Source organism: Cupriavidus sp. MEYA8 (genome assembly GCF_059278825.1).
The window spans coordinates 1542319-1556137 of the sequence record NZ_CM181221.1 but is presented as its reverse complement, the minus strand read 5'-3'; the positions used below and the strand labels follow the sequence as shown (position 1 = coordinate 1556137).

At 68.9% G+C, this 13819-nt stretch carries 13 protein-coding genes and 1 pseudogene; 8 read left to right on the top strand and 6 right to left on the bottom strand.

Features of this window, described 5'->3' with window-relative positions:
* Positions 1–167: 167 nt before the first annotated feature.
* A complete protein-coding gene (locus tag AC5WJ1_RS07190; protein WP_135705123.1) occupies positions 168–476 on the top strand; it encodes a DUF2188 domain-containing protein in 309 nt (102 codons plus the stop codon).
* Between the two features lie 270 nt (positions 477–746).
* On the opposite strand, the pseudogene AC5WJ1_RS07185 reads toward AC5WJ1_RS07190, so the two are convergent.
* Positions 747–1338 (bottom strand): annotated as a pseudogene (locus tag AC5WJ1_RS07185) (thiamine pyrophosphate-binding protein); the annotation flags it as partial.
* Between the two features lie 22 nt (positions 1339–1360).
* On the opposite strand from AC5WJ1_RS07185, the gene AC5WJ1_RS07180 reads away from it, so the two are divergent.
* Entirely contained in the window at positions 1361–2452 is a 1092-nt protein-coding gene (locus tag AC5WJ1_RS07180) for a malate/lactate/ureidoglycolate dehydrogenase (protein ID WP_195432231.1), read from the top strand.
* A 134-nt stretch (positions 2453–2586) separates the two neighbouring features.
* Positions 2587–2826, top strand: coding sequence for an aldolase/citrate lyase family protein (locus AC5WJ1_RS07175; RefSeq protein ID WP_240745957.1), 240 nt, complete (start codon positions 2587–2589; stop codon positions 2824–2826).
* Positions 2827–2848: 22 nt separating this feature from the next.
* Here AC5WJ1_RS07175 and AC5WJ1_RS07170 read toward each other — a convergent pair whose 3' ends face one another.
* The 4 genes from AC5WJ1_RS07170 to AC5WJ1_RS07155 are packed head-to-tail and all read right to left on the bottom strand — an operon-like array spanning position 2849 to position 4391.
* Positions 2849–2986 carry a hypothetical protein gene (locus tag AC5WJ1_RS07170; protein ID WP_243737036.1) on the bottom strand — a complete coding sequence of 46 codons (138 nt, stop codon included), beginning with the start codon at positions 2984–2986 and terminating at the stop codon, positions 2849–2851.
* Positions 2983–3150: a hypothetical protein gene (locus tag AC5WJ1_RS07165; protein ID WP_240745955.1), complete on the bottom strand. Its 168-nt coding sequence runs from the start codon at positions 3148–3150 to the stop codon at positions 2983–2985. Before AC5WJ1_RS07165 ends, AC5WJ1_RS07170 begins: the two co-directional genes overlap by 4 nt.
* On the bottom strand, positions 3147–4139 hold the full coding sequence (locus tag AC5WJ1_RS07160; RefSeq protein WP_434032871.1) for a pseudouridine-5'-phosphate glycosidase: 993 nt from the start codon (positions 4137–4139) through the stop codon (positions 3147–3149). Before AC5WJ1_RS07160 ends, AC5WJ1_RS07165 begins: the two co-directional genes overlap by 4 nt.
* Positions 4140–4142: 3 nt before the next feature.
* Entirely contained in the window at positions 4143–4391 is a 249-nt protein-coding gene (locus tag AC5WJ1_RS07155) for a hypothetical protein (protein ID WP_133097378.1), read from the bottom strand.
* Between the two features lie 396 nt (positions 4392–4787).
* Here AC5WJ1_RS07155 and rpoD point away from each other — a divergent pair, with 396 nt between their 5' ends.
* The 5 genes from rpoD to AC5WJ1_RS07130 all read left to right on the top strand — a co-directional run bounded on the left by rpoD (position 4788) and on the right by AC5WJ1_RS07130 (position 12658).
* On the top strand, positions 4788–6761 hold the full coding sequence (gene rpoD / locus AC5WJ1_RS07150; RefSeq protein WP_133097379.1) for an RNA polymerase sigma factor RpoD: 1974 nt from the start codon (positions 4788–4790) through the stop codon (positions 6759–6761).
* A 136-nt stretch (positions 6762–6897) separates the two neighbouring features.
* Complete coding sequence (locus tag AC5WJ1_RS07145) at positions 6898–7473, top strand: DUF2760 domain-containing protein (protein WP_133097380.1); 576 nt, start codon at positions 6898–6900, stop codon at positions 7471–7473.
* Entirely contained in the window at positions 7470–9317 is a 1848-nt protein-coding gene (locus AC5WJ1_RS07140; RefSeq protein ID WP_133097381.1) for an Hsp70 family protein, read from the top strand. Before AC5WJ1_RS07145 ends, AC5WJ1_RS07140 begins: the two co-directional genes overlap by 4 nt.
* Positions 9310–12105, top strand: a complete 2796-nt coding sequence (locus AC5WJ1_RS07135; RefSeq protein WP_135705119.1) for an Hsp70 family protein — start codon at positions 9310–9312, stop codon at positions 12103–12105. Before AC5WJ1_RS07140 ends, AC5WJ1_RS07135 begins: the two co-directional genes overlap by 8 nt.
* Positions 12106–12220: 115 nt before the next feature.
* Positions 12221–12658, top strand: coding sequence for a YciI family protein (locus AC5WJ1_RS07130; protein WP_133097383.1), 438 nt, complete (start codon positions 12221–12223; stop codon positions 12656–12658).
* 6 nt (positions 12659–12664) lie between these two features.
* Here the strand turns inward: AC5WJ1_RS07130 and AC5WJ1_RS07125 are convergent, their stop codons facing one another.
* Entirely contained in the window at positions 12665–13681 is a 1017-nt protein-coding gene (locus AC5WJ1_RS07125) for an FUSC family protein (protein ID WP_135705118.1), read from the bottom strand.
* Positions 13682–13819: the final 138 nt, after the last annotated feature.

The following is a 13819-nucleotide window of genomic DNA, read 5'->3' as shown; positions in this document are numbered from 1 at the left end:
GGCCGGGTACGGGACTTGCGAGCAACTAGCCGGGCATAGAGACGCTGGAATCAGTACCTGGCTGTACGTATCTCGCGCGTTCCGGGCGCACCCGTTCGGGGCAGTCCCATGCTAGTGTCTACAATGTTTGTGGGGTCCCTCTGGCCCCGCCACGGAGGAAGCAGCCAATGCCGGTTCAGAACTGCAATGTGCATGTTGTTTTCGATGGGCACTGGGCAATCGCGGCCGAGGGGGAAGGACGCCTCCAGGTCGGCCTCGACATGACCAGCGCCATCGCCCTCGCCACCTCGCTCGCCGTGGAGCGACAGGCGATGCTCTATGTGCATGACAAGAACGGCGACATCATCCAGCGTATTGATTGCTCCCGCGCCATGCCGTCCACAGACGCCGTGCCGCCTGTTGCACGTATCGACAAACCGGTGCTGCCGGCCGGACAGCCGGAAACGCCCGAGAACGTCCGGAATACTTCGGCTTGATTGATATCGGCCGCTGCTGCCTGCGCAGCGGCTGGCGCAAAGTACCACGCCTGCTGACAGCCAACATGCCCTGCCGTCGAGGCATCGACGCGGCGCGGGTCCAGTCCGCCCAGCGCAGGGACGAAGGCACGTCCAGCGCAGCCAGCATGCGCGCCCCCTGCCCGATACCTGCCTGGATCGCCAGTTCCGCCTGGTAGACGCGCCCCAGCTCGGCGCTGTCGGCATGCACATGCACCAGCCGCTGGCGCGGCCGCGGCGGCGTGAGCAACGCCGGTACGGCGCGGCATCGGCGCATTCGCACAGGCCGTCGAGCATGTCTTCGGGCAATGCCAGCACCACCGGTCCGGGCCGGCCCGAGGTCGCGCACTGGAACGCCCGCGCGACCAGTTCCGGGATGCGCTCGGGATCGTCGATCTGCGCCACCCACTTGGCCATGCCGCCGAACATGGCGGTGTAGTCCACTTCCTGGAACGCCTCGCGCCCCATGTGCCCACGCGCGATCTGGCCGACGAACAGGATCATCGGCGTCGAATCCTGCGCCGCGATATGCACGCCGATGCCGGCATGGGTGGCACCCGGCCCGCGCGTCACGAAGCAGGTGCCCGGGCGGCCGGTCAGCTTGCCGTCCGCCTCGGCCATGTTGGCGGCGGCGCCCTCATGCTTGCAAACCACCAGATCGATGGCGGGCTGGTCGTGCAGCGCGTCCAGGCACGTCGAGGAAGCTCTCGCCCGGCACGCAGAAGATGCGGTCGGCGCCGTGCAGGCGCAGGGCGATTGCAAGGCCCGGGCAACCGCCGGCAGGTAGATTGCTGCCAGAATGTGCGCTCGCCGCCCGCGCCTCACCTCCCCGAAGGCGCGCCATCCAAGAACAATTCGAGACAGACATGAGCGAACACCATATTTCCACGCCTGCCCTGCACCAATGGGTCATCGATCTCTGGCTCGCTGCCGGCTCCGATGCGCGCGAGGCGCGCCTGACCGCGGACCACCTGGTCGGCGCCAACCTGAGCGGGCACGACTCGCACGGCATCGGCATGATCCCCAAGTACGTGCTGTCGTGGCAGGCCGACGAGCTGCAGCTCAACCGCAACGTCAGCGTGCTGCACGACGACGGCAGCATGCTGAGCCTGGACGGCAACCGCGGCATGGGCCAGGCGGTGACCGAGGAAGCCATGGCGCTGGCGATCGGCCGGGCCAGGGAGCATGGCGTCTGCGTGATGGGACTGCGCCAGTCGCACCACCTGGGGCGCGTCGGGCACTGGGCCGAGCAGGCATGCGCGGCCGGCATGATCTCGATCCACTTTGTCAACGTGCTGTCCAAGCCCATCGTCGCCCCGCACGGCGGCAGCGAAGCGCGCTTCGGCACCAATCCCTTCACGATCGGCTTGCCGGTGGCGGGCGCGGAGCCGCTGGTGCTCGACTTTGCCACCAGCGCGATCGCGCTCGGCAAGGTGCGCGTGGCCCACAACAAGGGGATCGAGGTGCCCGCCGGCTGCCTGATCGATGCGGACGGCGCGCCGACCACGCGGCCAGACGTGATGTTCCCCGCAGACGGCGCCGCGCAGGGCGCGCTGCAGGCGTTCGGCGAGCACAAGGGCTATGTGCTGGCGGTGATGTGCGAACTGCTGGGCGCCGCGGTGACCGGCGGCCACACCATCCGGCCCGAGACCCTGACGCACCGCCACGCGGTATGGAACAACATGCTGGCGATCGTGTTCGACCCGCAGCGGCTCGGCACCAGCACCAGCTTCGGCGGCGAGGTCCAGGCCTTTGCCGACTGGGTCCGCTCGTCGCGGCGGCAGGCCGGCCAGGCCGGCATCGCCCTGCCCGGCGAGCCCGAACGGCATCGCCGGCGCGAGCGTGCCGAAGCCATCCCGGTGGACAGCGGCACGCTGGCCCAGCTTGACGACGCCGCCGCGCGCGTGCAGTTGGTCCGCGGCGCTTCGCCCGGGCCGCTGTCGCGGCTGGCGCGCTGAGCACGACTTCACACCCCCGACCAAAAGGAAGCAGACCGCATGCCCCCGGCTAACCAACCCCGCACTCCGTATTCGCCGCTGCCCAACACCTTCCGTGCCGCCGTGCTCGGCCAGCAGCGCCAGATCGGCTGCTGGTGCTCGCTGGCCAGCCCGGTGACCACCTCGGCAATCCCAACCACCCAGAGGTGCAGGCCGAAGTCGAGCGCATCTTCCGGGCCGCGCGGCAGGCCGGCAAGGCCGTCGGCACGCTGACACCGGCCGAGGCCGACGCGCGCCGCTACCTTGACATGGGCGCCAGCTTCGTCGCGGTGGGCCTGGACCACGTGCTGCTGCGCCAGGCCACTCAGGCACTGCGGGACCGATTCGCCGACTGAGGTAGCGGGCGCGATGCGGTGATCAAACCAGCCGGGCGCCCGGCCACGCGCCCGACATCACGGTATTGCGCACCGACTGGCGCACGGTCTGCATGATGTCCCACAGCTCCGGCACCGGCGGCCGGTTGCGCGCGGTAGCCAGCGCCACCTGCCGCGTCACCACCGGCTCCACCAGCCTGGCGCAGCGCAGCCGTTCTCCACCAGCCGCATCGACACGGTATTCGACGCATCGCAGCGCCGCGCGCGAAATGCTGCCCGTGCGGCCACACAGACAAAGCAGGCCAGGTCGTCGGAATTCAGCGGTGCGGGGGCATTGGCGGTCATGGCGTGACCGGCGGGTTGCCTGAGCTGGCCAACGATCCGGTGACCGCCAGCGCTAGCGCCAGCCGCGCCCCCACCTCGGCGTTGTGCTTCACGAGCGCGATATTGGTCGCCAGGCTGCGGCCGCCGGTCAGCGCCTTGATGCGGGCCAGCAGGAACGGCGTCACGGCCTTGCCGGTGATGCCTTGCGCGGCGGCTTCGGCCAGCGCCTGCGTGGTCAGGGCATCGATCTCCGCGGAGGGCATGGCCGCCGCTTCGGGCACCGGCGTGCTCAGCACCACGCCGCCTGCCAGGCCAAGATCCCACTTGGCGCGGATAAAGCGCGCCTGCTGCGCCGGCTCGTCGAGCCGGTAGTCCGCGCGGAAGCCGCTGTCGCGCTTGTAGAACGCCGCCACGTTGTCCTGCCCGCAGCTGAGCACCGGCACGCCATGCGTCTCCAGGTATTCCAGCGTCAGGCCGATATCCAGCACCGATTTCGCGCCGGCGCAGACCACCGCCACCGAGGTCCTGGCCAGTTCCTGCAGGTCGGCCGAAATGTCGAAGGTTTCCTGCGCGCCGCGGTGCACGCCGCCGATGCCGCCGGTGACGAACACCTCGATGCCCGCCAGCGCGGCACAGATCATCGTCCCCGCCACGGTGGTGGCGCCCAGCTCGCCGCTGGCCAGCACCGCCGGCAGGTCGCGCCGGCTGACCTTGTGGGCCTGCCCGGAGCGGCCCAGCAGTTCCAGTTCGTCGTCGGACAGGCCGATGCGGATGCGCCCGCCGATCACCGCGATCGTCGCCGGCTCGGCGCCGAGGCGACGGATCAGCGCCTCCACCTCGCGGGCGGTGCGCACGTTCTCGGGGTACGGCATGCCGTGCGCGATGATGGTCGATTCGAGCGCGACCACGGGGCGGCCCGCGGCCCGGGCGGCGGCCACAGGCGCACTGAAGCTCAGCCAGGCCTGGGCAGGCCCGGCATTGATGTCCGGGCGTTGGCGAGTGGGCTGCACTGGCTAGTCGTTGCCCTTGACTGCATTTTTCGTCGCATGCCAGCCCTGCTTCGTCGCAGCGCCGACGGCATGGCCGGCTTCCTTGGCGCCGCGGCCGACGGCATGCGCCGCATCGCGCACCGCGTGGCCGCCTTGCTTGCCCGCCGCCTTGACGCTGTGCTTGAACGCGCGCGCGTCCGACGCCAGGCTCGCGTAGGCCGGGACACTGCATGCGGCCAGCAGCAGCACCATCGTGATCGTTCTGGAGTTCATGCGCATTCGGGGGCCTTTTTCGACGCGGCAACCAACCGTGCCGCGTGCCTGATTTTAGCCGGGTCGTCTAAGCTATAAACGCAATCTGCCTCCGGAGCCGACATCAATGTGTCGCATGTTGCCCTCTCATGGCTTTCTGGGCACCCGAAAAACGGGCCGGCGCATACACCGAATACGCCGTTCCGGCAAGTCAACAGTCCCTTCCTTGCGACTGCAAGGTGCTGCGACGCACCAATGGCTGTACAATACCGGACCCCGATTCGAAGGCCATGGCGCGCCCCTAGTTGCGGCCCCTCGCCATAGCGAACCCCCTCATTAGCCTCGACAGCAGGACCCGAAGCACGCGAAGCGTGCGCGCTGCCGTCGAATTGCCATTCACGAAGGAAAAAGCAGTCAATGACAAGCGGCGCACAACGTACGGCAGCCAAATCACGAGATGCAGGAGCGATCAAGGGCCTAGGCCAGACCCCCGGCGGGTCTGCGGCACAGCTCGATCCCTCGGCCGAGGCTGCCGCGCGTAGCCAGCAATTGCGCGCCCTGATCCAGCTGGGCAAGCAGCGCGGGTACCTGACCCACGCCGACATCAGCGACCACCTGCCGGAGAATTTCGCCGATACGGCGGCGATGGAAAGCATCGTCAACACGTTCGCCGAAATGGGCGTGAAGATCTACGAGCAGACCCCGGACGCCGAAACGCTGTTGCTGAGCGACGGCCCGGTGGTCGCCTCCGACGACCAGGCCGAGGAAGAGGCCGAGGTGGCGCTGTCCACCGTCGACTCCGAATTCGGCCGCACCACCGACCCGGTGCGCATGTACATGCGCGAGATGAGCTCGGCCACGCTGCTGACGCGCAAGCAGGAAGTGGAGCTGGCCAAGCGCATCGAGGACGGCCTGAACAACATGATCCACGCGGTCTCGGCGTGCCCGTCGACGATCGCCACGATCCTGGAGCTGTCCGAGCGCGTGTCCGCCAACGAGATGGCGATCGACGACCTGGTCGACGGCCTGAGCGACGAGAGCAGCGCGGAAGCCGCCGCGGCCCCCGCCGCCGACGATGAGGTCGAAGACACCAGCGTCAGCGCCGACGACGAAGACGGCGATGAAGACGATGCCGACGAAGGCTCGTCCCAGCAGGGCGGTGCCGATACCGACTCGGCGCAGCTGCGCGAGGAATGCCTGAAGCGGTTCGCGCGCGTGGCCGCGCAATTCGAAGTCATGCGCAGCGAAGAGGCGACGGACGGCACCCAGTCGCAGGCCTTCCTGGCCGCACGGGACACGGTGCGCGAAGAACTGCGCACGATCCGCTTCACCGCCAAGACCATCGAGCGCCTGTGCGCCGACGTGCAGTCGATGGTCGATGCCGTGCGCGCCGTCGAGCGCCAGGTGCTGCAGTTGCTGGTCGAGCGCTGCGGCATGCCGCGCGAGGACGTCGTGGCCCGTTTCCCGGGCAACGAAACCAACCTCGCCTGGGGCCAGGAACTGGCGGCGGAAAACCGCCCGTACAGCGCCGCGGTGGCGCGCGCCCTGCCCGACCTGGAATCGCACCAGCAGAAGCTGATCGACATCCAGGCCCGCGCCACGCTGTCGCTGGCCGAGCTGAAGTCGGTCAACCGCAAGATGCTGGCCGCCGAGCGCCAGATGCGCCAGGCCAAGCACGAGATGACGCAGGCCAACCTGCGCCTGGTGATCTCGATCGCCAAGAAGTACACCAACCGCGGCCTGCTGTTCCTGGACCTGATCCAGGAGGGCAATATCGGCCTGATGAAGGCGGTGGACAAGTTCGAGTACCGCCGCGGCTGGAAATTCTCCACCTACGCGACCTGGTGGGTGCGCCAGGCCGTCACGCGCGCCATCGCCGACCAGGCCCGGACCATCCGCGTGCCGGTGCACATGATCGAGCAGATCAACAAGCTCAATCGCCTGTCGCGCGAGATCATGCAGCAGACCGGCAAGGAGCCGGATCCGGCCGTGCTGGCCGAGCGCATGGACATGCCGGAAGAGAAGATCCGCTCGATCATGAAGATCGCCAAGGAGCCGGTGTCGATGGAAACGCCGGTGGGCGAGGACGGCGACACCAGCCTGGGCGACATGATCGCCGACTCGGACAACGCCACGCCGGCCGATGCCGCGCTGCAGGCGGGCCTGCGCGCGGTCGTGCGCGAGATGCTGGACGAGCTGACCCCGCGCGAAGCCAAGGTGCTGCGCATGCGCTTCGGCATCGACATGGCCAGCGACCATACGCTCGAAGAAGTCGGCAAGCAGTTCGACGTCACGCGCGAACGGATCCGCCAGATCGAAAGCAAGGCCATGAAGAAGCTCAAGCACCCGAGCCGCGCCGACCGGCTGATGACCTACCTGCGGGACGCCTGATCTCCGGCCGGCCGGCGTGCTCCGGGCGGCGCATGGGAAGCAACCGTGGCCGTTTCGCCGCAAACTGGCCGGCTGACACACTTGTTAGGGCAAAATCCCGGTCTGGGTGGCCCCGACGGGCCACGGGAGCTTTTTCATGACTGACTCGAACCTATCTTTCTTCGGCAGGGTTTCGCTTGCCGTGGGCACCTTCTTCGCCATCCTCGGCGACGGCCAGCTCGCGGCCGGCATCAAGCGGCTGCGCAACGGCGAGAGCGCCGCGCCGGCAGCGCCGGCCCCCGTCGCCGCACCGGTCCCGGCAGCGGCACCCGAGGCCCCCACGCTGAAGGAAGCCAGCCCGGTGGCGGCACTGCAGCTGCTGGGCCTGCTGCAGCGCGACGCCCGCTTCGTCGACTTCGTCGAGGAAGACATCGCCCGCTATTCCGACACCGAAATCGGCGCCGCCGCCCGCCTGGTGCACGACGGCTGCCGCGCGGTGCTGCGCGAGCACTTCACCATCCGCCCGGTGCGCGAGGAAGCCGAAGGCAGCCGCGTGACGGTGGCCGACGGCTTTGACGCCACCGCCATCCGCCTGACCGGCAACGTGGTCGGCAGCGCGCCGTTCCACGGCAGCATCAGCCACCGCGGCTGGAAGGTCGACGAAGTGCGCCTGCCGCGCGTGGCCGAGCGCCATGACGCCACCGTGATCGCCCCGGCCGAGGTCGAGCTATGAGCGAAGCCCGCTACGCCATCGGCATCGACCTGGGCACCACCCACAGCGCGCTGTCCTACGTCGACCTGGCCGCCAGCGATGGCGAGAAGACCAGCCAGGAAGTCCAGGCCATCACGCAGCTGACCGCGCCGGGCGCCGTCGAAGACCTGGACCTGCTGCCCTCCTTCCTGTACCTGCCGCACGCGAGCGAGTTGTCGCCCGGCGACCTGGCGCTGCCGTGGACCGCCGAGCGCGACTTCGCCGTGGGCGAAATGGCGCGCACCCGCGGCGCGGCCACGCCGATCCGGCTGGTGTCGAGCGCGAAAAGCTGGCTGTGCCACCCCGGCGTAGACCGCCGCGCGCAGATCCTGCCGGCGGACGCGCCGCCGGAAGTGTCGCGCGTGTCGCCGCTGGAGGCGTCGGTGCGCTACCTGAACCACCTGCGCGAGGCCTGGGACCAGGCCCATCCCGACGCGCCGTTCGGCGAGCAGGACATCACCGTCACGATCCCCGCATCGTTCGACCCCGCCGCGCGCGAACTGACCGCAGAAGCGGCAGCCGCGGCCGGCTATGCGCGCATGACCCTGCTGGAAGAACCGCAGGCCGCGCTGTACAGCTGGATCCAGAAAAGCGGCGGCCAGTGGCGCAAGCAGGTCAAGGTCGGCGACATCATCCTGGTGGTCGACGTCGGCGGCGGCACCACCGACCTGTCGCTGATCGCGGTGGTCGAGCGCGACGGCAACCTTGAGCTGCACCGCGTTGCCGTGGGCGACCATATCCTGCTCGGCGGCGATAACATGGACCTGGCGCTGGCCCACGTGGTGGCGCGCAAGCTGGCCGCGCAAGGCACGCAGGCCGACCCGTGGCAGCTGCGCGCGCTGACCTACGCCTGCCGCGCGGCCAAGGAAACGCTGCTGACCGACCCCACCACCGATACCGTGCCGCTGGTCGTGCCGAGCCGCGGCTCGAAGCTGATCGGCGGCTCGATCCGCACCGACCTGACCCGCGCGGAGCTGACGCAGACCATCCTGGAAGGCTTCTTCCCGCAGGTCGACGCCTCGGCCCGCCCGGTCAGCCGCGCGCGCGCCGGCCTGACGCAGCTTGGCCTGCCTTACGCGCAGGACGCGGCCATCACGCGCCACCTGGCCGCGTTCCTGGGCCGCCAGGTGGCGGCGCTGGCCGAACTGGAAGGCTTCCAGGGCGCGCAGCCCGAAGGCGCGACCTTTTTGCATCCGACCGCGGTGCTGTTCAACGGCGGCGTGTTCAAGTCGGAGCTGCTGGTCGAGCGCATCCTGCAGACCCTCAACGGCTGGCTTGCCGGCGAAGGCGCGGCACCCGCACGGCTGCTGGGCGGCGCCGAACTGGACCTGGCCGTGGCACGCGGCGCGGCCTACTACGGCTACGTGCGGCGCGGCAAGGGCGTGCGCATCCGTGGCGGCACCGCGCGTTCCTACTATGTCGCGGTGGAATCGTCGATGCCGGCCGTGCCCGGCTTCGAGCCGCCGATCCAGGCGCTGTGCGTGGCACCGTTCGGCATGGAAGAAGGCACCGATGCCGCGCTGCCGCCGCAGGAATTCGGCCTGGTGGTGGGCGAGCCGGTGCATTTCCGCTTCTTCGGCTCATCGGTGCGCCGGCAGGACCAGGTCGGCACCCTGCTCGACTTCTGGGGTCCGGAAGAACTGCAGGAACTGGAGGAAATCCAGGCGACCCTGCCCGCCGAAGGCCGCACCGCCGGTGAAGTGGTGCCGGTCAGGCTGCATGCGCGCGTGACCGAGGCCGGCACGCTGGAGCTGGAAGCCGTGCCACGCGGCAACGGCGAGCGCTGGAAGGTCGAGTTCGACGTGCGCGGCAGCGCCGATGCCTGAGGCAGTGCCCGCGCCGGCGCAGCAGTACGTCGTCGGCATCGACCTGGGCACCAGCAACACGGTTGTCGCCTACGCGAAGGCCGGGTCGGACGATATCCGCGTCTTCGATATCGACCAGCTGGTCAGCCCCGGCGAAGTCGCGGCGCGCCCGCTGCTGCCGTCGGTGCGCTACCACGCGGCGCCGGGCGAGCTCAGCGGCGATGACCTGCAACTGCCCTGGCAGACCGCCGCCAGCGCCGCCGCGCGCCGGACCGTGTTCGGGCGGCTGGCGACAACGCTGGGGGCACAGGTACCCGGCCGGCTCGTCGCCAGCGCCAAGAGCTGGCTGTCGCATGCGTCGGTCGACCGCACCGCGCCCATCCTGCCGTGGGGCGGCCCCGACGATGCCGACAAGATCTCGCCGGTGGTCGCCAGCGCGAGCTACCTGGGCTACGTCGCCGCGGCCTGGAACCACCGTTTTCCCGACGCGCCGCTCGAGCAGCAGGACGTGGTGCTTACCGTGCCCGCCTCGTTCGACGAAGGCGCGCGCGCGCTGACGCTCGAGGCCGCGCGCCTGGCCGGGCTGCCCGCACTGCGGCTGCTTGAAGAGCCGCAGGCCGCGTTGTACGACTGGCTCTTCCATCATCGCCAGACGCTGGATACCGACCTCGCGCAGACACGCCTGGTGCTGATCTGCGACGTCGGTGGCGGCACCACCGACCTTACGCTGATTCGCGTGGAAATGCAGGACGGGCAGCCGCAGTTGACGCGTATTGGCGTGGGCAACCACCTGATGCTCGGCGGCGACAACATGGACCTGGCGCTGGCGCACCTGGTCGAAGCACGCCTCGGCGCGGACCAGAGGCTGTCGGCCTCCAGCCTGTCGCAGCTGGTGGCCCGCAGCCGCGCGGCCAAGGAACAGTTGCTCAGCGCGCAGGCTCCGGACGCCGCCACGGTCACGCTGCTCGGTGCCGGCTCGAAGCTGGTCGGCGGCGCACGGTCGGTTGAAGTGACGCGGCAGGAAGTCGAGCAACTCGTTGTCGACGGTTTCTTTCCCAAGGTTGCCTCCTCTGAGAGGCCCGGTCGCGCGCGGGGCGCCATCGTCGAGTTCGGCCTGCCTTATGCGTCCGACCCGGCCGTGACGCGGCACGTCGCCGGCTTCCTGTCGCAGCACGCCGCGCAGTCGCGCATGGCGCTGGAAGCGCCGCCCGCGCAGGCCGATGCCCTGCCCGTTCCCGACACGCTGCTGCTGAACGGCGGCGTGTTCCGCGCCGAAGCGCTGGCGGGCCGCATCGCCGAGACGCTGGGCGCGTGGCGCGGTACGCCGCTGCACGTGCTGCACAACGCCGATCCCGACATCGCGGTGGCACGCGGCGCGGTCGCCTATGCAAGGGCCCGCAGCGGCCAGGCACCGCGCATCGGCGGCGGCTCGCCGCGCAGCTACTTCCTTGTGCTCGACGACAGCGCGACCGGCCAGCAAGGCATCTGCCTGCTGCCCAAGGGCACCGAGGAAGGCCATGAGGTGCACCTCAGCGACCGTACCTTTGCGCTGCGGGTCGGGCACCCGGTGCAATTCCACCTGGTTTCGTCGGTCGCCGACACCGTCTACCAGCCAGGCGAGCTGGTCGACCTGTCCGCGGGCGACTTCGTGCGCCTGCCGCCGATCGCCACCGTCGTTCCTGCACGCGGCGCCCGCGGTCCGCGCGAGACGCCGGTGCAGATCCGCACATCGCTGACCGAGGTGGGCACGCTCGAAGTCCACTGCATCGACATCGCCAACGACTCGCAACGCTGGCGGCTGGAATTCCAGCTGCGCGGCAACGATGCCCCGGCGGAAGCGCCCGCGGCCGCAACGGCGCATCCGGCGCTGCCGCAAGCCATCGAGGCAATCGACCGCACCTTCGGCGCCCGTTCGCAGGACGTCGGCCCCAAGGAGGTCAAGCGGCTGCGCGCGCAGCTGGAGCAGGTGCTGGGCGCGCGCGAGCAATGGGACAGCGCCCTGCTGCGCGAGCTGTTCGGCGCGTTCTGGGAGCGCGCCAAACGCCGCCGCCGCACCGCCGACCATGAGCGCCTGTGGCTGAACCTGGCCGGCTATTGCGTGCGGCCGGGCTTCGGCTATCCGCTGGACGAATGGCGCGTCGAGCAGCTCTGGTCGCAGTACGACCAGGGCATCCAGTACGTCAACGAGACCCAGAACTGGTCGGAATGGTGGACGCTGTGGCGGCGCGCGGCCGGTGGCCTCGATGAAAGCGCGCAGCTGCGCTTGTTCGAGGACATGGCGTTCTACCTGCAGCCGCCGGGCAGCGGACACTACAAGAAGCCTGCCGGTCCCACGCGCGGCGGTTATCCCGACATGGTCCGCCTCGCCGGATCGCTGGAACGCCTGTCGGCCGACACCAAGATCGAGCTGGCCGGCTGGCTGCTGACGCGGCTGCGCAAGCCATCGGAAAACAACCTGGCCTGGTGGGCGGTGGGCCGCATCGGCGCGCGCATGCCGTTCTATGGCAGCGCGCACAGCGTGGTGCCGGCAGAGATCGCCACGCAATGGATCGACAACATCCTCGCGCTCGACTGGAAGAAGGTCGAGCCCGCCGCGTTCGCCGCGGTGCAGATCGCGCGCATGACCGGCGATCGCACCCGCGACCTGCCTGACGAGACCCGGGCCAATGTGGTGCGCCGGCTCGAAGCCGCCAACGCGCCGCAAAGCTGGATCGCCATGGTCCGCGAAGTCGTCGAGCTCAATGCCGCGGATGAGGGACGGGTATTCGGCGAAGCGCTGCCCGCGGGCCTCAAGCTGATCGCGCGGTGATGTGGGGGCCTTCCCATGGGTCCCTGGCGTCATTTGAAGGTGGTGTGAATTTCACCTATGCTGACTTGCTCCTGCTGCCGGTGTGGCGGCGCCCAGCCCTTCAAGGAGGAAGACAATGCGCGTCATGGTGATCGTCAAGGCAACGAGCGATTCCGAAGCCGGCAAGATGCCGGGCACAGAATTGCTGGCAGCAATGGGCAACTTCAACGAAGAGTTGGTCAAGGCTGGCATCATGCTCGCCGGCGAGGGCCTGCATCCGAGCGCCAGGGGCAAGCGTGTGCGCTTCTCCGGCAAGGAGCGGACCGTGACCGACGGCCCGTTTGCGCAGACCAATGAACTCATCGCGGGATTCTGGCTGTGGCAGGTCAAGTCCATGGACGAGGCCATCGCATGGGTCAAGCGCTGCCCCAATCCCATGGAGGGCGAGTCCGAGATCGAGATCCGCCAGGTGTTCGAAGCCGATGATTTCGGGGCGGAGTTCACCCCCGAACTGCGCGAGCAGGAAGAGCGGCTGCGCGCGCAGGTCGACCAGCAGGCCAGCAAGCCGCGCTGATGAAGACTACACGCGTGCGGCGTACGGAAATCCATATTGCCTGCTGAGCCGGTCAAGCCTGGCACGCAGGCTGGCCAGCTCGCCGGCCAGCTGCCGCGCCATGATCGGCAGCGGCCCTGGCTCCGCTTCCACCACGGCGGCTCGCGGCGATGGCATCGGCAATGGCGCCTTGCCGGTCTCCAGTGCGTCTGCCAGGGACAGCAAGGTAGCATCGATGCCGGGATCGTCGCCCTCGCGCAAGCCGCCCTCATGCTCGATGGTGGCCATCAGTTCCAGCGCGCTGATACAGACGCGCGCGCCATGCTGGATTTCCTCGAACTCGGCGGCAGGCACGCCGGTCTCCTTGGCCACCGAGGGGATCAGCCCGCGCAGCGGAATCAGCTTCGCGCCCAGTTCGATCATTGCGGTGCGCAGCTCGGCGGCATCGGCAAAGCCATGCTGCATCCGCGTATGAGCCGCCATGCTGGCGCGCAACAGCCCGGCCAGCCTGATGCGCCATGAATATGAGGCATAGGCGGGCAACGCGAAGGAAAACACGAGTGCGATCGCGGTACCGATAAACACATCGGCGGTGCGCCAGAACGCGTCGGCGATATTCTGTTCGCCATGGCCGGCGGTAATCACCACGGTAATCGCCGCCAGCAGCGCGATATAGCCGCCCTGGCCGATGGCATGGTAGGCGCAATAACCGCAGATCAGCGCCAGCAGCGCATAGGTCAGCAACGGCCAGCCAAAGAACGATTGCTGCACGATCAGCGCCAGGCCGATAAGTGCCCCGATCAAGGTGCCGATCCCGCGTTCCGCGGCGCGACGGCGGATATTACCGTGGTGCTGGAGCCCGCCGATGACAACCAGTACGGTGATGGTGGCCCACTCACCGTGGGGGATGTCGATGCCGGTGGTCAGGGCAATTGACGCCAGCAGTGCCAGCGCGACGCGCGTGGCGTGGAACAGCCTGGCTTGCCGAAAGCGACGGTTTGTATCGAACAGTGCGTCGGTGGTTTTGCGCAGGGTTGCTAGCATGGTTTTGGTTGGCGCGGCGGGGAATGCCAAGTTTATGGCATGGGTTGTGCCAATGTGGTTGCTGTTAGTGACATTGCCCGCGATAGCAATAAACTCGAAGCCGCCAAAGCAAAAACCCCTCGCAGCACACGCTGTCGA

Bases quoted from the DNA above. Each gene is read 5' to 3' on its own strand.
- AC5WJ1_RS07190 (WP_135705123.1), top strand. From the start codon at position 168: ATGCCGGTTCAGAACTGCAATGTGCATGTTGTTTTCGATGGGCACTGG.
- AC5WJ1_RS07180 (WP_195432231.1), top strand. From the start codon at position 1,361: ATGAGCGAACACCATATTTCCACGCCTGCCCTGCACCAATGGGTCATC.
- AC5WJ1_RS07165 (WP_240745955.1), bottom strand. From the start codon at position 3,150: ATGACCGCCAATGCCCCCGCACCGCTGAATTCCGACGACCTGGCCTGC.
- AC5WJ1_RS07155 (WP_133097378.1), bottom strand. From the start codon at position 4,391: ATGAACTCCAGAACGATCACGATGGTGCTGCTGCTGGCCGCATGCAGT.
- rpoD (WP_133097379.1), top strand. From the start codon at position 4,788: ATGACAAGCGGCGCACAACGTACGGCAGCCAAATCACGAGATGCAGGA.
- AC5WJ1_RS07145 (WP_133097380.1), top strand. From the start codon at position 6,898: ATGACTGACTCGAACCTATCTTTCTTCGGCAGGGTTTCGCTTGCCGTG.
- AC5WJ1_RS07140 (WP_133097381.1), top strand. From the start codon at position 7,470: ATGAGCGAAGCCCGCTACGCCATCGGCATCGACCTGGGCACCACCCAC.
- AC5WJ1_RS07135 (WP_135705119.1), top strand. From the start codon at position 9,310: ATGCCTGAGGCAGTGCCCGCGCCGGCGCAGCAGTACGTCGTCGGCATC.
- AC5WJ1_RS07130 (WP_133097383.1), top strand. From the start codon at position 12,221: ATGCGCGTCATGGTGATCGTCAAGGCAACGAGCGATTCCGAAGCCGGC.
- AC5WJ1_RS07125 (WP_135705118.1), bottom strand. From the start codon at position 13,681: ATGCTAGCAACCCTGCGCAAAACCACCGACGCACTGTTCGATACAAAC.